This window comes from Streptomyces sp. NPDC007095 (genome assembly GCF_040634475.1).
Classification (GTDB): domain Bacteria; phylum Actinomycetota; class Actinomycetes; order Streptomycetales; family Streptomycetaceae; genus Streptomyces.
Genome location: NZ_JBEYFS010000039.1, coordinates 33,727 through 49,046, shown reverse-complemented (window position 1 = coordinate 49,046; position 15,320 = coordinate 33,727). Strand labels below are relative to the sequence as shown.

The window sequence follows — 15,320 nt, the reverse complement described above, 5'->3', positions numbered from 1 at the left end:
CGCCACCCGGTTGTGCGGCTCAGGCGGCCGTCATCACGTGCTCGCTGCCCTGGGGGCGGTGCGGGGCGATGATCTGGCCGTCGGGCAGGAGCTCACCGGTGTCCTCGAAGAGCAGAACGCCGTTGCACAGCAGGCTCCATCCCTGCTCCGGGTGGTGCGCCACGAGGCGGGCGGACTCCCGGTCGGCTGATTCGGCTGTCGGACACGGTGGCTGGTGCTGGCACATGGATGGGATCTTTCGCTGGGATGAGAGATGAGTGGTGGCTGTGGTGTCTTTCCCGCGGCTTGAAGTGCTCATGGCCGCCCCCCGGTGGTGTGTGTTTGGAACCCAGTGTTGCCCTACGGGCGTCAATCCGCAGGGATTTCGCAGCAGCGCTCCTCACAGGTTGGAGACGCGTCACCCGTGCGGACGGTTCAGTCCAACTGCACGGTCCCTTCGGGGGGTTCGCGGTGGCCGGATGGGGCTAGTCCGGTCGGTGCGGAGGGGCGTTCTCCCTCGTACGAGCGCTGTGAGGCCCGAACGAGCGGACGGTTCGGGCGGCAACGTGCCCCGCGACCGGGACAACGGTGGCGGGGCACGGGGCGATGCGCTCGGTGTGCTTCTCCGGGTGGGTGATTACGCGGGCGAGCTGAGCAGTGGGGCGGGGGTGAGCCGGTGCGTGAGGACCGGGAGGAGTTCGGCGACGCGGTGCGGGCGATGCGCGGCGATACCGGGCGGCGCGGGCGCCAGCGGCACCAGGAGATCGGTGGCCGCCGGGTGCCCGGTGGCGCCGTCCGCGGCGCAGTCGCCGTGCAGCCAGAGGGTGAGCATATAGAGCTCGGGAACGGACAACAGCCGCGGCTGGTAAGGCTGGCCCATGTTCTCGGCGTGACGCAGGGCGCGCTCGGTGGAGGCGATGTAGGGGCCTTCGAAGAAGTGTGAGAAGGCCCAGCCGTCGGGAGTGAGCATGGTGTCGGCCGCGGCCACCGACCGCTCGCCGCAGCGGATCAGGAAGCGCCATCCGGCGAGCCGGGTGGTGGAGGCGCCGGCCGGTGTGATGCGGTCCAGAACGTGTACGGGCAACGGGAGTTCGGGGGTGACGGGTCCCTGGGCCATGCGTAGGGACGGGGTGCGGGCCTCGCGGACTGCGGTGGGGGAACCGAGTGCCGTGAGGACGGTGCGCAGGGCGGGCGAGGGAGCCGGGGGGACATGCAGCGGCATGGTGGGTCGCCTCTCATTCGACAGGCACAGTGGCGCGAGGGCGGGGGCGGACGGCGCTGTCAGCTCTCGGGGTCGGAGGGGCGAGGGGGCTGGATCTGCCGACAGGATGTCGCCTGCCGCACGTCACCTCGACGACAGGACCTAGGACCGCGAGCGCCAACTCTCCGCCTCGTTTGCGGAGTTTATACGACACGTGTTCAGATGGTGTTTCATCTAGCTGTCCTGAATATGAAGAGCAAGGCGATATTCGGTCGATGAAACGAGAGGTTCATCCCGATTCTGTGTCGGGGCCCGTCGGTGACCTCGGATTGCTTTGTCGGAGCGGTCGGCCGATTCTCGTCGGCGTTTTTCACGAGATCGTGTCAGGCTGAAACTGTGCCCTGGTTCATGCCCCGTGAATGTGCCTCCGGACAACGGGTACCAGGGTAGCGGTCGACGAGGCCGTACAGGGCGTTATCGATCGTGTTGCCTGGGCATCATCCTCCGGGACGGCAGGGGCCGGAGGATCGGTCTGCCCAATCGAGGAGGGACGCTTCGATGGGAGAGAAGGTCGTGGCAGGGTCGTACGACCTGTCCGATCGCCGACACTACCGAGGCAAGCTCCGGCAGTGTCTGACGGGGCTGGCGCGGCTGCTGGAGGAGAAGCGGTTCGATCGCCCGAAGAATCTCATGGGGCTGGAGATCGAACTGAATCTCGCCGGGCCCGACGGCATGCCCAGGATGATGAATGCGCAAGTACTCGAAAGGATTGCGAGCCGAGACTTTCAAACAGAACTTGCCATGTTCAACCTGGAAGTCAACATAGCCCCACATCGATTGGACGGCCGGGTATTCGACCGGCTCGCCGAGGAGCTGCACACCTCGCTCGCATATGCCCATCGAAAGGCCGGCGAACTCGACGCGGGAATCATGATGATCGGGATTCTGCCGACCCTCGACCGTGACGACCTGGTCTCCTCGAACCTGTCGGACGTCGATCGCTACACCCTGCTCAACGATCAGATCGTGGCCGCCCGCGGCGAGGACTTCGTGCTCGACATCGACGGGGTGGAGCGCCTCGTCTGTACGTCGAAGTCCATCGCGCCCGAGGCCGCCTGCACCTCAGTGCAGTTGCATCTCCAGGTCACTCCGGCCCGCTTCGCGGACGTGTGGAACGCGGCGCAGGCCGTTGCCGCCGTGCAGGTCGCGATCGGTGCCAACTCGCCCTTCCTGTTCGGCCGTGAGCTGTGGCGTGAGTCGCGTCCGCCGTTGTTCCAGCAGTCCACCGACACCCGGCCGCCCGAGCTCCAGGCGCAGGGGGTGCGTCCGCGCACCTGGTTCGGCGAGCGGTGGATCTCCTCGGCGTACGACCTCTTCGAGGAGAACCTGCGCTTCTTCCCGCCCCTGCTGCCCATCAGCGACGAGGAGGACCCGCTCGCGGTCCTCGACGCCGGAGGCATTCCCAGGCTCGCCGAACTCGTGTTGCACAACGGCACGGTCTACCGCTGGAACCGGCCCGTGTACGACATCGCCGACGGAGTCCCGCACCTGCGCGTCGAGAACCGGGTGCTGCCCGCCGGTCCCACCGTCACCGATGTCGTCGCCAACGCGGCGTTCTACTACGGGGTCGTGCGTGCGCTCGCCGAGGAGGCGCGGCCCGTGTGGACACGGCTGTCGTTCGAGTCCGCGGCGGCCAACTTCGACGCGGCCTGCCGCCACGGCATCGACGCGCGTCTGGAGTGGCCGCGTCGGGGACGGTACGGGGGTACCACCGCGCAGGTCGACGCCGTGCACCTGGTCCGTGACGAACTGCTGCCGCTCGCCGCGGCGGGGCTGGACGCGTGGGGCGTCGAGCCGGCCGACCGGGACTATTACCTGGGGGTGATCGAGGACCGGTGCCGGTTGCGGGCCAACGGGGCGACCTGGCAGGCGGCCACCTTCCACCAGGCGCTGGAGAAGGGCCTCGGGAGGAATGCCGCGCTGGCCGCGACCACCCGGCGCTACGGCGAGTTGATGCACCTCGGTGAGCCCGTGCACACCTGGCCGGTGGGACTGCCGGAGCCGGTACCGCTGGGCTGATCGGGGCGGGCTGGTCGTAGCGGGGTGCGGGGACGAGTTCCCCGAGTAGGTGTCCCCGGGGCAGGCTGCCTGTAGTGGGTGTGGTTGGGGCGGATGGCCTGTGTGGGGATTCCTGGACCGGGATGGCTCGCGGGAGTGTTCCTGGACCGGGATGGCTCGCGGGAGTGTCCGTGGACCGGGATGGCTCGCGGGAGTGTTCCTGGACCGGGATGGCTCGCGGGAGTGTTCCTGGACCGGGATGGCTCGCGGGAGTGTTCCTGGACCGGGATGGCTCGCGGGAGTGTCCTTGGGCAGGGTGGGCTGTGGTGGTGGCCCGGGCGGGGCCGCCTGCGCCGTTGCGCCGGGTCCGCGGCGTGTGGCGTGCGCCCCGGGCCGGGTGGCCTGCGTCGCTGCCCCGGGTGGGCTGTGGTGGTGGTTCCTTCGGGGGTGTCAGCCTTGGCTCTGGCTGCCCGCTGCCACGATCGCCTTGAGGATCACCGAGTGGATCTGCGTGGGGTCGTTGACCTGCTGGCCGGAGCCGCCGGTCGCCTTGGCGATCTCCTGGACCTCCGCCTTGTCGGCGTCCGGGCCCACGGCGATCGCGATGAGCGGCACCGGGCGCCGCGGGTCGGTGAGCTTCTGCAGTTGGGTGACGAGGGCGGAGCGCGAGATGCTTCCCGGGTCCTGGTTGACGCCGTCGGTCAGCAGCACCAGCGCGTTGAACTTCCCCTTGACATAGGAGGAGGTGGCCGCCTTGTACGCGGCGAGCGTGGTGTCGTACAGGCCCGTCGCGCCGTTCGGGACGGGAGTCAGGGAGCTGAACGCCGCCGACAGCCTGTCCCGCTGGGTGCCGTTGCCCTTCCGGTCGCCCAGGCGTTCCGTGGGCACCAGCACCCGGTAGTCGCGGTCGCCGTCCAGGCGGGTGGAGAACTTCCACAGCCCGATCTCGTCCTCCGAGGTGAAGGTCGCGAGGGCCTGCAGCAGGGAGGCCCTGGTGACGTCCATACGGGACTGGCCGGTGCCCGGCACCGGCTGCGCCATGGACGCGGAGGCGTCGACGACCGTGGTGATCCGGGCGCTCTGCACCGTGATCGTCCACGTGCCGAGTGCCTCGTCGACCGCCTTCGCCGGTGCGGGGTCGAGCGGGGCGCGAGCGAACGGCTGCGGGGCGCTGCCGCCGGCCTTGGTGACCAGCGCGGGCGAGACCTTCTCGTCGTCCGTGCGGAACCCGTACCGCTCCAGGATCCGCCGCCCGTCCGGCTCGCCGAGCAGCGTCATGAACCGAAGGGCGGCACGGCTCGTGTCGGTGTTCAGCCGTGACTCGTCGACCAGGGTGAAGGGGTAGTCGAGCCGCGGTGATCCGTCCTTGGGGTAAAAGAGGTCGAGTCCGGCGCCTCTGCCGGCCGAGGAGTTGTACGCGAACGCCGACTGCTCGGAGAGGATCAGCGCCTGGTTGCGGTTCGGGTTGCCCTGCTCGGTGCCGGACGAGTCGTGCGGGAGGGTGTCCAGGACCTGGCTGTCGCTGTCGGACGTGCGCTGGGAGAGTGTCTTCACCATGGCCGCCGCCTGGGCGTCACCTCCCTTGATGGTGGCCGCGGCGGTGCCGAGCTGGGTCAGCGCGAGCAGGCCGGCCGCGCTGTGCACCGGGTCGGCCGCACCGAGCCTCAGTCGGTCGTCCTGCATCGAGGCGCCCGCCAACTCGGTCCAGGTGTACGTCTTCTCGGGCCACCCCAGCGACTTCGCGGCCGACGGGACCATCGCGACGCCGACCGGAGAGGAGGCGACGGTGCCCGCCGCGGTCACCCGCGTCGCGTTGCTCTCACCGGTGACCCGGCTCACCCACAGGGCGGAGTCCGGCACCCACGCCTGGACGTCGGACTTGTTGCCCGACCTCAGCGCGTCGGCGACTTTGTACGACTCGCGGGCCGTCACGGTGACGGCGATGCAGTGGCCGTCGGAAGTGATGTTGTGGTCGCGCGCGTGTTCGGCGACGGCCCTGAGGGCGGGCGCCATGTCCGGGGACGCGGTGATCTTGAGGGGTATGGCGTTGTCCCGGCAGGACGAGCCGAAGGAGAGCAGACCACCACGGACCGCGACCGCCGTGCCCGCGGCGACCGTGAGAACCAGCACCGTCGCGATGGCCACCGTACGGCGGCGTGCGCGGGGACGGGGGTCGGCCGCGCCCGCCCCGTACGCATCGGGCAAGCTGTGACGTCCCATGACGGTGGTGCCCTCCCTGAATGAGCCGGAGTCGCGAGAAAGCCGTAGAAACAGCCGTGAGGCAGAAGGCGAGGGGGAGGTACGCCCGTACGGCGTCCGTCCCCCCGACGGCCTGTCGCACACGATCTTCGCAACTTCTTTCGAGACCCTAGCGGGGCGAAGATGGGGATGAGGCGGGATTACTCAACTGGAGGCGGGAGTGCAGGTGGAGGCGGGGTCGGTGGCCGATTCCTTTCCCGAGGAGCGTCTGACGCGACGGATTTTCCGGGACGAGACACTGCTCGTCCTGGGCCTGTCGCTCGGGGCGAGCGGAGTGTCCGCGCTGATCAGCTTTGTCGGGTCGGTCACCAAACCGGGGGGTCTCAAGGACCAGGCGGCCACCCTCAACGCCTCGGCCGCGCCGGGTCGACCCTGGCTGGATCTGGCCTGGCAGTTGTTCGGCATCGCGTCGGCCCTGGTCCCGGTCGCACTGGTCGCGCACCTCCTGATGCGGGAGGGCAAGGGACTGCGCGTGATCGGATTCGACCGTACGCGGCCCTGGCCCGACCTCGGGCGGGGGGCCGCGATCGCGGCGGTGATCGGCAGCACCGGCATCGCCTTCTATCTGGCGGCCCGGGGATTCGGTGCCAACCTGACCGTGGTGCCGGAAGCGCTGCCCGGCGTGTGGTGGAAGTACCCGGTACTGATCCTGTCGGCCGTGCAGAACGCCGTAGTGGAGGAGGTCATCGTCGTCGGGTACCTGCTGCGCCGGCTCGGGCAGTTGGGCTGGACGCCGGGGGCCGCGCTGGTGGCGAGCGCGGTGCTGCGCGGTTCGTACCACCTCTATCAGGGCATCGGCGGCTTCATCGGGAACATGGCGATGGGCGTGGTCTTCGTCTACCTGTACCGGCGGTGGGGCAGGGTCGGACCGCTCGTGGTGGCGCACTCGCTGCTCGACATCGGGGCGTTCGTGGGCTACGCGCTGCTGGCGGGGAAGGTGGGCTGGCTGCCGACCGCCTGAGCAGCGGGGTGAGCGGGTCCGAAAGGGGCGTACGACAGTCTCGTACGCCCCTTTTTTGTACGGCTTTTTCGTGCGTCTTCGTGCGCCTTCGTGCGTCTCTTTAGTGCGTCGCTACGCGAGCAGCTCGCCCTCTATGACCGTGACCGCGTGGCCCGTGAGGAGCGTACGGTCGCCGCGCAGCTCGGTGCGGACGAGGCCGGAGCGCGGGGAGGCCTGCAGGCCGGTGAGGCCGGGGCGGCCGAGGCGCTCGGACCAGTAGGGCGCGAGGGCGGTGTGGGCGCTGCCGGTGACCGGGTCCTCGTCGATGCCGACGTTCGGGAAGAAGCAGCGCGAGACGAAGTCGTAGCCCTGGGCGGGGTCTTCGGCGCGGGCGGTCGCGATGATGCCGCGCTCGGAGTAGCGGGCGAGGCCCCTGTGGTCCGGGGTGAGTCCCCGGACCGTCTTCTCGTCGGCGACCTCGATCAGCAGGTCGCCGGTGTTCGGGCCGGTGTCGAAGGTCGTGAGCGGCTCGGCGCCCAGGGCCTCGGCGACGCCGTCCGGGACCTCGACCGGGGTGAGCGGAGCGGTGGGGAAGTCCAGCGTCAGGGAACCGTCTTCGTGGGGCGTGGCGATGAGCACGCCGCTGAGCGTGGCGAACCGCACCGGTCCCGTGTGGGCGCCCGTGGTGCGCAGGACGTGTGCGGTGGCGAGGGTCGCGTGCCCGCACATCGCGACCTCGGCGACGGGGGTGAACCAGCGCAGCGCCCAGTCGGCGTCGCCGCCCTCGGGGAGGCGGTGCGCGAACGCCGTCTCCGCGTGGTTGACCTCCAGGGCGACGCTCTGGAGCCGGCTGTCGTCGGGGAAGGTTTCGTGGTCGAGGAGGAGGAGGACCCCGGCCGGGTTGCCCGTGAAGGGACGGTCGGTGAAGGCGTCGACGATTCGAATCCGCATGCCCCGACGCTAGCGGCCCGAGCGGGCCACGGGACAAGGCCAATTCCGGGGATCTGGACCGGTTGTGTCTGTCCGGGCCCCTGACCTGCCCGGATCCCAGGGTCTTGTCAGGCGAGCTATTCCGATATATCGTTGACGCATCGCGACCGATCAACGATTGAATGGAGTGATGGCGATGCGTCCCCAAGGACAGGAATTTGGATTCGAACGTGGACATGGCCGACACGGTGGGCCCGGTCCGCGTGACCGTGGCCGCTTCGAAGGGCGGCGTGGGGCTTTCGGGCCCTTCGGGCCGGGTGGTCCGGGCGGTGGCCCCGGCGGCCCCGGGTTCGGCTTCGGGCCGGGCCCCTGGGGTGGCCGGCGCGGCGGCCGGGGCGGTCCGGGCGGCAGGGCGCGGCGCGGTGACGTACGCGCGTCGATCCTGGCCCTTCTCAAGGACCGGCCCATGCACGGCTACGAGATGATCCAGGAGATCGCCGAGCGCAGCGGCGGGGCATGGAAGCCCAGCCCGGGTTCGGTCTACCCGACCCTCCAGCTGCTGGAGGACGAGGGTCTCATCACCAGCGCGGCCGAGGGTGGCAAGAAGCTCTTCTCGCTCACCGACGAAGGCAGCGCAGCGGCCGAGGCGGGTCCCGAGGCGCCGTGGGAAGAGGCCGGGCGCGGGGTCGACTGGGAGACGCTGCACGAGATCCGGCAGGCCGGCTTCGGTCTCATGGAGGCCTTCGGCCAGGTCTGGAAGACCGGCAGCAAGGACCAGCGCGACAAGGCGCTGGCGGTCATCAACGAAGCCCGCAAGAAGCTGTACCTGATCCTCGCCGACGAGGACTGACGGGCATGCTGTAGTACCTGACGGCGCCCCGTGGAAGTGTTTCCGCGGGGCGCCTGTCGATGTACGGGGGCTGGGTGCGGTCTCGGAGCAGGTGCGGGACTCAGGTCACCAGTCCGGCCAGCTTGCGCAGCGATTCGTTGAGGGCGGCCGTCGCCGAGTCCTTGAGTTTGCCCGCCATCAGCGAGACGGCCGCGCCGGTGAACTCCCCGTCGATCCGCACCGAGGTGGCGTCGCCGTCGGGGGTCAGGGTGTAGCGGGTGGCGACGGTCACCGCCATCGGACCCTTGCCGCGGATGGCCAGGATGCGGACGGGCTCCAGCTCCTCGATGGTCCACTCGACCTCGGCCGGGAAGCCCATGAGCTTCATGTTCTCCTGGAAGGTGCCGCCGACCTCGAGTGAGGCGGGGCCGCCCTTGGGGAAGTTGGTGTGGGTCGAGTTCCACTCGCCGTACGAGGAGAAGTCCGTGAGCTGCGCCCAGACCTTCTCGGCAGGCGCCTCGATGCGTGCTTCCGCGCTGACTTCGGCCATGCGACCACCCCTTCGTGTCAGGCGCTGCGCCCGGCGCAGCTACGGTGTCGCGGAACGTAGCCGCAGCCCTCGGAACATTCAATACTGATGAACCGTCAGGAATTGTGAAGTCGGTCCACCCGACGTATCACCGCCGCGTCGAACAGGTCCCATGCGCGCGGGAAGGGCACCTCGTCGTCGCAGTGCCACGCTTCCCGGAACAGGTCGGCGAGCGGCGCGTCCTCGGGGGCGTACACGCGGTACACGTACTGCCTGCCGTCGACCGCGGGGAGGGTCACCAGCCGGCACCTGCTCTCCGTGCCACTGAGGGACGAGAGCCGAAGCGGCTCGGTTGCGCACACGGCGTGAGGCAAGGCGGCGCGCGCCCTGAGGCGGAAACGGTGCGAAGTCATCCGTAAGGAGGAGAACGTACCCGCGGAAGCCCACCCTGTGTGGGACGTGAAGATGCTGCCCACCGAGGATGACCCGGGTCGCCGGGACTGATGGGGTAGGGGTTGTGTCACCGCGTATCCCCCAGCAACCGGCCGCCGAGAGCGGCTCCCACCGCACGGAACTCGATGCCAGGCTCGCCGCCGAGCTGGCGTCGGTGGTCTCCGGGGCGCGCAGGCGGGCGCTGCGGGACGGCGACCGGCAGATCGACACCGCCCATCTGCTGCACTCACTGCTGGAGGCCGACCCCCAGGTGCGCACCGTCTTCGACGGCGCCCCGCAGGTCGCCCGGCTGCTCGGCTATCTCGTGCAGCGCAGCATCGGCTACGGACTGCGCTGGCAGAGCGGCGTCGAGGACTCGGGGGCGGTTCCGGTCGTCGCCGACGCGGGCTGGTCACCGGTCGTGGCCGAGGCGGGCTGGTCGCCGGTGGCGGCCGGCGCCATGGACAGCGCGTGCGAGCGTGCCGAACTGCGGGGTGACGAGCGGGCCCGCTGTCTCGATCTGCTCGCCGCGATCGTCACCGATCCGCAGTCGCGGGCCGTCGAGGTCCTGCGACGGGCCGGTGTGGACGTCCGGACGCTGCTTCTGCGTATCGAGAACGCCTTCGACACCGAGGACGAGTTCGCGTGCGAGTTCCGCCCCGACTTCGAGACATTCGAGACATACGTCGGCGGTGGCGGCCAGGGCTGCCGGTCCAATCGTTGAGACAGGTGTCATTGGGAGTGACGCTCATGTCGTCGCCTGTCATCATGTGGCGGTGCATACCTCTCAGGGCAGTCAGGACAACCGTGGGAAGGGCGTCGGGCTGGGCCTCGCGCTCGCGTCGGCGGTCGCCTTCGGCGGATCGGGTGTCGCGGCGAAGCCGCTGATCGAGGCGGGGCTCGGCCCGCTCCACGTGGTGTGGCTGCGGGTCGCTGGCGCCGCCCTGGTGATGCTGCCCCTGGCCGTGCGCCATCGCGCTCTCGTACGGCGGCGCCCCGCGCTGCTCGTCGGGTTCGGACTGCTCGCCGTGGCGGGCGTCCAGGCCTGTTACTTCGCCGCGATCTCCCGTATCCCCGTCGGTGTCGCACTGCTCGTCGAGTACCTCGCGCCGGCGCTCGTGCTCGGCTGGGTGCGGTTCGTGCAGCGCCGGCCCGTGACACGCGCCGCGGCGCTCGGGGTCGTTCTCGCGGTCGGCGGGCTCGCCTGTGTCGTCCAGGTGTGGTCCGGGCTGAGCTTCGACGCCGTCGGGCTGCTGCTCGCGCTGGGCGCCGCCTGCTGCCAGGTCGGCTACTTCGTCCTGTCCGACCAGGGCAGCGACGCGGGCGAGGAGGCACCGGACCCGCTCGGCGTCATCGCGTACGGCCTGCTCGTCGGCACCCTCGTGCTGACGGTCGTCGCACGTCCCTGGACCATGGACTGGTCGGTGCTCGGGGGCAGCGCGGACATGAACGGCACGTCCGTCGCCGCCTCCCTGCTGCTCGGCTGGATCGTGCTGATCGCGACCGTCGTCGCCTACGTCACCGGAGTGCTCTCCGTGCGCAGGCTCTCCCCGCAGGTCGCGGGCGTCGTGGCCTGCCTGGAGGCGGTCATCGCGACCGTGCTCGCCTGGGTCCTGCTCGGTGAGCATCTCTCGGCGCCGCAGATCCTCGGCGGTGCGGTGGTGCTGGTCGGCGCGTTCATCGCACAGTCGTCGGCGCCCGCGAAGCCCTCGGACGGGCCGGTCGCGAGCGGCGGGAGCGACGCCGAGAGGGAGTTGTCGGTCCACGGGACCGCCGTCTAAGGTGCTGACCATGCCTTCGACACTCGTTCTGCCGCCTCCGGCCGCCTGAGGCGGGCCCTCCGGAGTTCCCACCCGGCCCGATGCCGGGTGGCACGGCGCTGCCCGCAGAAGAAGTCCGAGGACCTTCCCGTACGCCCCTGCCCGCTGGGCACGGGCTGCGACGTGGTCCTTCCCGAACTTCGGCGCGGCTGCCTTGTGCGCGGCCGCGCGTATCCGCGGAGAGAAACACGTGTCGCATGCTGCTTCCGGCCTGCCCCTCGGGCGAGGCCTCCTCTATCTGATCGTCGCCGGCGCCGCCTGGGGCACCGCGGGCGCGGCCGCGTCACTGGTCTACCGGGCCAGTGACATGGGGCCGATCGCCCTCTCCTTCTGGCGCTGCGCGGGCGGACTCGTGCTGCTGCTCGCCGTGCGTCTGCCGCGGCATCGGCGGTGGCGCCGACGGGTCGCGCCGGCCGCCGGGGAGCCGCTCGGCCGCAAGGCCCTGCGGATCGGTGTCACGGGCCTTGGGCTCGCCGTCTTCCAGACCGCCTACTTCGCCGCCGTCGAGGCCACCGGACTCGCGGTGGCGACCGTCGTCACCCTGGGCGCCGGGCCCGTGCTCATCGCCCTCGGCGCGCGAATGACCCTGGGGGAGCGGCTCGGGCGCGGGGGGAGCGCCGCAGTCGCCGGGGCACTCGGCGGGCTCGGGGTGCTCGCGCTGGGCGCCGGGGGTGCCACGGTGCGTCCCTGGGGTGTGGTGCTCGCGGTCGTGTCCGCGGCCGGATACTCCACGATGACGCTGCTCACCCGGTGGTGGGGACGCGACGGCCGCGTCGACGGCTCCGGTACGACGGTGTGGACGTTCGCCGTCACCACCGGCTGCCTGCTGCCGCTGGGCCTGGCCGAGGGGCTGGTCCCGCACGCCGCCCAACCGGCCCACGTGCTGGCCCTGCTGGTCTACATCGCCGCCGTCCCCACGGCGCTGGCCTACGCACTGTTCTTCGCGGGCGCCGCCGTGGTCCGGTCCGCGACCGTCTCCGTGATCATGCTCTTGGAGCCGGTGAGCGCGGCCGTGCTGGCCGTCGGTCTGCTCGGCGAACGACTGACCATGACGACGCTCGTGGGCACCTTGTTGATGCTGGGTTCGGTCGCGGGGCTCGCGGTGGCCGAGACGCGGGGCATTCGGGGTGACACCCGGAGGGTGCCCGAGGGGGAACGGGCGCTTGTCTGAGGCATGAGGCAGGTATGAGGCATGAGGTCGAGGCACCGGGGGGATCCCGCACGGTGCCTCGGTCGCCTCGGTCGCCTCGGCGTCACAGGGTCGCGAGGTAGTCGGGGAGCTCGATGCCGGGGGCCAGGTCGTCGGCGGGGATCGGGGTGCCGTGTCCCTTGATGAGGGGGACGACCCCGGTCCAGTGGGGGAGGGCGACGTCCTCCGCGTCGTCGTTCGGGCCGCCGGTGCGCAGCTTCGCGGAGACCTCGTTCAGGTCGAGGCGGATCACGGCGGTGGCGGCGAGCTCCTTGGCGTTGGCAGGGCGCGAGTCGTACGAACGGCCGGGGACGACCTGGTCGACCAGCGCGTCCAGGGCCTCCCGCTTCTCGTCCGGGTCCGTCACCTGGTGGGCGATGCCGTGCACCACTACGGAGCGGTAGTTCATCGAGTGGTGGAAGGCGGAGCGGGCCAACACCAGACCGTCGACATGGGTCACGGTCAGGCAGACGGGCAGTCCGGGGTCGGCCTGACCGGTCATCCGCAGCGGGCGTGAACCCGTCGAGCCGTGTACGTAGAGGCGCTCGCCGACCCGCCCGTAGAGGGTGGGGAGCACGACCGGGGCGCCGTCCCGGACGAAGCCGAGGTGGCAGACGTACCCCTCGTCGAGTATCGCGTGGACCAGCTCGTGGTCGTAGGCGGCGCGCTCCTTGGAACGGGTGGGGACGGTGCGGTCGGTCGGGGTGTAGGCGGCGGGCCGCGTCGTCCCGGGTTGAGTGCTCGTCTCCGACATTGCGCTCTCCATTGCACTAGTGCATAATCTTCTTTGTGCTAGGAGAGTATCGGATCGAAGGACGTCGCGCAGCAGACATTTCCGCGAGCGTCGAGCGTGCGGTGGGCAGCGGGGACCTCGAGCCGGGGCAACTGCTTCCGCCGATGCGGGAGTTGGCGGATCGGCTCGGAGTGAACCCCAATACCGTCGCCGCCGCCTATCGCACCCTGCGTGAACGCGGGGTGATCGAGACCGCGGGGCGGCGGGGCAGCCGGATCCGCTCGAAGCCCGCCACGACGGGACGCGACTACATCCGCGTCGAGGTGCCGGAGGGCGTGCGGAACGTGGCCGATGGCAACCCCGACCCGGCACTGCTGCCCGCCCTCGCCGAGGCGTTCGCGGCGGCGGCGGGACGGTCGGACCGGGATCCCGTGATGTACGGGGAGGCCGCCGTCGAGGCGGAGCTGGAGCGGCTCGCGCGCGCCGACCTCGACGCGGACGGCGTGCCCGAGGGGCCCGTCGTCGTCACCTCCGGATCGCTCGACGCCATCGAGCGTGTGCTGGCGGCCCATCTCAAGCCGGGGGACGCCGTCGCCGTCGAGGATCCCGGCTGGGGCAGCGTGTTCGACCTCGCCCCGGCGCTCGGGCTGCGCACGGTCCCGGTGCGCGTCGACGACGAGGGCCCGGTCCCCGACGACGTACGCCATGCCCTGGAGGCCGGTGCCCGCGCGCTGATCGTCACGGACCGGGCGCAGAACCCGACCGGCGCAGCGGTCGGCGCCCCACGCGCGCGTGCCCTGCGTTCCGTGCTGAAGGGGCACCCGGACGTCCTGCTCGTCGAGGACGACCACGGGCACCGGATCGTCGACCTGCCGCTGCACCCCCTGGCCGGGGTGACCCGCAACTGGGCCTTCGTACGCTCCGTCGCCAAGGCCTACGGCCCCGACCTGCGGCTCGCCGTCCTCACCGGGGACCCCGTCACCATGGACCGGGTGCACGGGCGACAGCGGCTGGGGCCCGGCTGGGTGAGCCATCTGCTGCAACGGGCGGTCGTGCACCTGTGGGCGAACGGCGCGGTGGACGTGACGGCCGTGGCGGCGGCGTACGGGCGGCGCCGGGACGCGCTGATCGACGCCCTGAAGCGGCGTGGCATCGAGGCGTACGGGCGCAGCGGGATGAACGTGTGGATCCCCGTCCCGGACGAGACGGGGGCGGTCGCGCGGTTGCTGCACGCCGGCTGGGCGGTCGCGCCCGGGGCGCGCTTCCGGATGAGCGCGCCGCCCGGGATACGGATCACCGTCTCGGCTCTGACGCCGGACGACATCGAGCCGCTGGCGGACGCCGTCGCCTCCGCCGTCGGACCGGCGCCCGTACGCGGGTACGTGTGAGTCGGTCCGTACGCCCTGAGGGCGCGGTCAGCGGCGTGGCCCGCCCTGGGTGAGTGCCGCGCCGGCGAGGACGATCACCGCGCCGACCGGCGTCGACCAGCTCAGCGACTCGCCGAGGATCGCGACGCCCGCGGCGGTGGCGATCACCGGGATGAAGTACGTGACCATCTGGGCCGTCGTCGGGCCGACCTCGGCGACGATGCCGTACTGGACGAGCATGGCCAGGCCCGTGCCGAGGGCCCCCAGGGCGGCGATCGCGAGCAGCGGAACGACCGGGAAGTGGCTCGGCAGTGCGGTGAACAGAGGCGTGACGAGGGCCAGTTGGGCGGTGGCGAGCAGCAGTTGGGCGCCGGTCATCGACAGATGCGAGTGGCCGGTGCCGGCCAGGGTGCGGCGGACGTAGATCCAGCCGATCGGGTAGCTCAGAGAGGCCAGCAGGGCCATCGCCGTGCCCGTGGCGTCCAGACCGTGGAAGCCTTGCCAGATGCCGAGGACCGTCAGGACACCGAGAAAGCCGATGCCGAGACCGGCGACCCTGCGCCGGGTCGGACGGTCCTCGGAGAGGGCGACCAGGGACAGGGCCATGCCCCACAGGGGTGAGGTCGCGTTGCAGATACCCGCGAGCGTGGACGGGATCGTCAGCTCGGAGTAGGCGAAGAGCGAGAACGGCAGCGCGTTGAGGAGGAAGGCCGCGACCGCGATATGACCCCAGGTGCGGGCCCCGTGCGGCAGCCGCTCCCGCTTCACCGCCATCGCCGCCGCGAGCACCGCCGTCCCGAACAGCAGCCGTCCGAAGGTGACTTGGAACGGCGCGTAGCCCTCCGTGCCGACCTTGATGAGCAGGAAGCTGAAACCCCAGATCAGCGAGAGGGCGCCGAAGCGGACCCGCCAGTCGAGGGCGGTGCGACGGCGTGCGGTCGTGGCGGTCGGGGTGTCGGTTCGGGGAGTGGTCACGGCGCTCATGGACGTAACGATGAGGCAGACGATCTCGTAGCACAAGCGAGATTTTTCGAGCAGTATCTCGTAGTATTGC

Annotated in this window: 15 protein-coding genes; 7 read left to right on the top strand and 8 right to left on the bottom strand. The window is 70.7% G+C overall.

What is annotated here, in order from left to right:
* Positions 1–19: 19 nt before the first annotated feature.
* Together ABZ656_RS15950 and ABZ656_RS15945 are read right to left on the bottom strand one after the other, a co-directional pair.
* Positions 20–226, bottom strand: a complete 207-nt coding sequence (locus tag ABZ656_RS15950; protein ID WP_054229126.1) for a DUF5999 family protein — start codon at positions 224–226, stop codon at positions 20–22.
* Positions 227–616: 390 nt separating this feature from the next.
* Complete coding sequence (locus ABZ656_RS15945) at positions 617–1,201, bottom strand: hypothetical protein (protein WP_101406377.1); 585 nt, start codon at positions 1,199–1,201, stop codon at positions 617–619.
* Between the two features lie 537 nt (positions 1,202–1,738).
* Here ABZ656_RS15945 and ABZ656_RS15940 point away from each other — a divergent pair.
* On the top strand, positions 1,739–3,259 hold the full coding sequence (locus ABZ656_RS15940; protein WP_101406378.1) for a glutamate-cysteine ligase family protein: 1,521 nt from the start codon (positions 1,739–1,741) through the stop codon (positions 3,257–3,259).
* A 429-nt stretch (positions 3,260–3,688) separates the two neighbouring features.
* Here the strand turns inward: ABZ656_RS15940 and ABZ656_RS15935 are convergent, their stop codons facing one another.
* Entirely contained in the window at positions 3,689–5,458 is a 1,770-nt protein-coding gene (locus tag ABZ656_RS15935) for a substrate-binding and VWA domain-containing protein (RefSeq protein ID WP_360268386.1), read from the bottom strand.
* 199 nt (positions 5,459–5,657) lie between these two features.
* Between ABZ656_RS15935 and ABZ656_RS15930 the strand changes: the two genes are divergently transcribed.
* Positions 5,658–6,458: a type II CAAX endopeptidase family protein gene (locus ABZ656_RS15930; RefSeq protein WP_101406380.1), complete on the top strand. Its 801-nt coding sequence runs from the start codon at positions 5,658–5,660 to the stop codon at positions 6,456–6,458.
* Between the two features lie 111 nt (positions 6,459–6,569).
* Here ABZ656_RS15930 and ABZ656_RS15925 read toward each other — a convergent pair whose 3' ends face one another.
* Entirely contained in the window at positions 6,570–7,388 is an 819-nt protein-coding gene (locus tag ABZ656_RS15925; protein WP_101406381.1) for a PhzF family phenazine biosynthesis protein, read from the bottom strand.
* Positions 7,389–7,563: 175 nt separating this feature from the next.
* Between ABZ656_RS15925 and ABZ656_RS15920 the strand changes: the two genes are divergently transcribed.
* Positions 7,564–8,217, top strand: coding sequence for a PadR family transcriptional regulator (locus ABZ656_RS15920; protein ID WP_101408494.1), 654 nt, complete (start codon positions 7,564–7,566; stop codon positions 8,215–8,217).
* Between the two features lie 100 nt (positions 8,218–8,317).
* Here ABZ656_RS15920 and ABZ656_RS15915 read toward each other — a convergent pair whose 3' ends face one another.
* Positions 8,318–8,746: an SRPBCC family protein gene (locus ABZ656_RS15915; RefSeq protein WP_101407961.1), complete on the bottom strand. Its 429-nt coding sequence runs from the start codon at positions 8,744–8,746 to the stop codon at positions 8,318–8,320.
* Positions 8,747–8,841: 95 nt separating this feature from the next.
* Positions 8,842–9,024 (bottom strand): hypothetical protein, encoded by a 183-nt coding sequence (locus ABZ656_RS15910; protein WP_101407960.1) that lies wholly within the window; start codon positions 9,022–9,024, stop codon positions 8,842–8,844.
* A gap of 218 nt (positions 9,025–9,242) precedes the next feature.
* On the opposite strand from ABZ656_RS15910, the gene ABZ656_RS15905 reads away from it, so the two are divergent.
* From ABZ656_RS15905 to ABZ656_RS15895, 3 genes are all read left to right on the top strand, one after another.
* A complete protein-coding gene (locus ABZ656_RS15905; RefSeq protein ID WP_360268380.1) occupies positions 9,243–9,881 on the top strand; it encodes a Clp protease N-terminal domain-containing protein in 639 nt (212 codons plus the stop codon).
* A 46-nt stretch (positions 9,882–9,927) separates the two neighbouring features.
* Positions 9,928–10,938: an EamA family transporter gene (locus tag ABZ656_RS15900; RefSeq protein ID WP_101407958.1), complete on the top strand. Its 1,011-nt coding sequence runs from the start codon at positions 9,928–9,930 to the stop codon at positions 10,936–10,938.
* Between the two features lie 229 nt (positions 10,939–11,167).
* Positions 11,168–12,148, top strand: a complete 981-nt coding sequence (locus ABZ656_RS15895) for an EamA family transporter (RefSeq protein ID WP_360268376.1) — start codon at positions 11,168–11,170, stop codon at positions 12,146–12,148.
* An 82-nt stretch (positions 12,149–12,230) separates the two neighbouring features.
* Here the strand turns inward: ABZ656_RS15895 and ABZ656_RS15890 are convergent, their stop codons facing one another.
* On the bottom strand, positions 12,231–12,920 hold the full coding sequence (locus ABZ656_RS15890; protein ID WP_360268373.1) for a pyridoxamine 5'-phosphate oxidase family protein: 690 nt from the start codon (positions 12,918–12,920) through the stop codon (positions 12,231–12,233).
* A gap of 35 nt (positions 12,921–12,955) precedes the next feature.
* Between ABZ656_RS15890 and ABZ656_RS15885 the strand changes: the two genes are divergently transcribed.
* Positions 12,956–14,287 (top strand): aminotransferase class I/II-fold pyridoxal phosphate-dependent enzyme, encoded by a 1,332-nt coding sequence (locus ABZ656_RS15885; RefSeq protein ID WP_360268370.1) that lies wholly within the window; start codon positions 12,956–12,958, stop codon positions 14,285–14,287.
* Between the two features lie 27 nt (positions 14,288–14,314).
* Here the strand turns inward: ABZ656_RS15885 and ABZ656_RS15880 are convergent, their stop codons facing one another.
* Entirely contained in the window at positions 14,315–15,250 is a 936-nt protein-coding gene (locus ABZ656_RS15880) for a DMT family transporter (RefSeq protein ID WP_360268367.1), read from the bottom strand.
* Between the last annotated feature and the right edge of the window lie 70 nt (positions 15,251–15,320).

What these genes read in the sequence shown, in the direction of transcription:
- ABZ656_RS15880 (WP_360268367.1), bottom strand. Translation starts at nt 15,250, where the DNA reads ATGAGCGCCGTGACCACTCCCCGAACCGACACCCCGACCGCCACGACC.
- ABZ656_RS15890 (WP_360268373.1), bottom strand. Translation starts at nt 12,920, where the DNA reads ATGTCGGAGACGAGCACTCAACCCGGGACGACGCGGCCCGCCGCCTAC.
- ABZ656_RS15925 (WP_101406381.1), bottom strand. Translation starts at nt 7,388, where the DNA reads ATGCGGATTCGAATCGTCGACGCCTTCACCGACCGTCCCTTCACGGGC.
- ABZ656_RS15915 (WP_101407961.1), bottom strand. Translation starts at nt 8,746, where the DNA reads ATGGCCGAAGTCAGCGCGGAAGCACGCATCGAGGCGCCTGCCGAGAAG.
- ABZ656_RS15935 (WP_360268386.1), bottom strand. Translation starts at nt 5,458, where the DNA reads ATGGGACGTCACAGCTTGCCCGATGCGTACGGGGCGGGCGCGGCCGAC.
- ABZ656_RS15945 (WP_101406377.1), bottom strand. Translation starts at nt 1,201, where the DNA reads ATGCCGCTGCATGTCCCCCCGGCTCCCTCGCCCGCCCTGCGCACCGTC.
- ABZ656_RS15920 (WP_101408494.1), top strand. Translation starts at nt 7,564, where the DNA reads ATGCGTCCCCAAGGACAGGAATTTGGATTCGAACGTGGACATGGCCGA.
- ABZ656_RS15950 (WP_054229126.1), bottom strand. Translation starts at nt 226, where the DNA reads ATGTGCCAGCACCAGCCACCGTGTCCGACAGCCGAATCAGCCGACCGG.
- ABZ656_RS15940 (WP_101406378.1), top strand. Translation starts at nt 1,739, where the DNA reads ATGGGAGAGAAGGTCGTGGCAGGGTCGTACGACCTGTCCGATCGCCGA.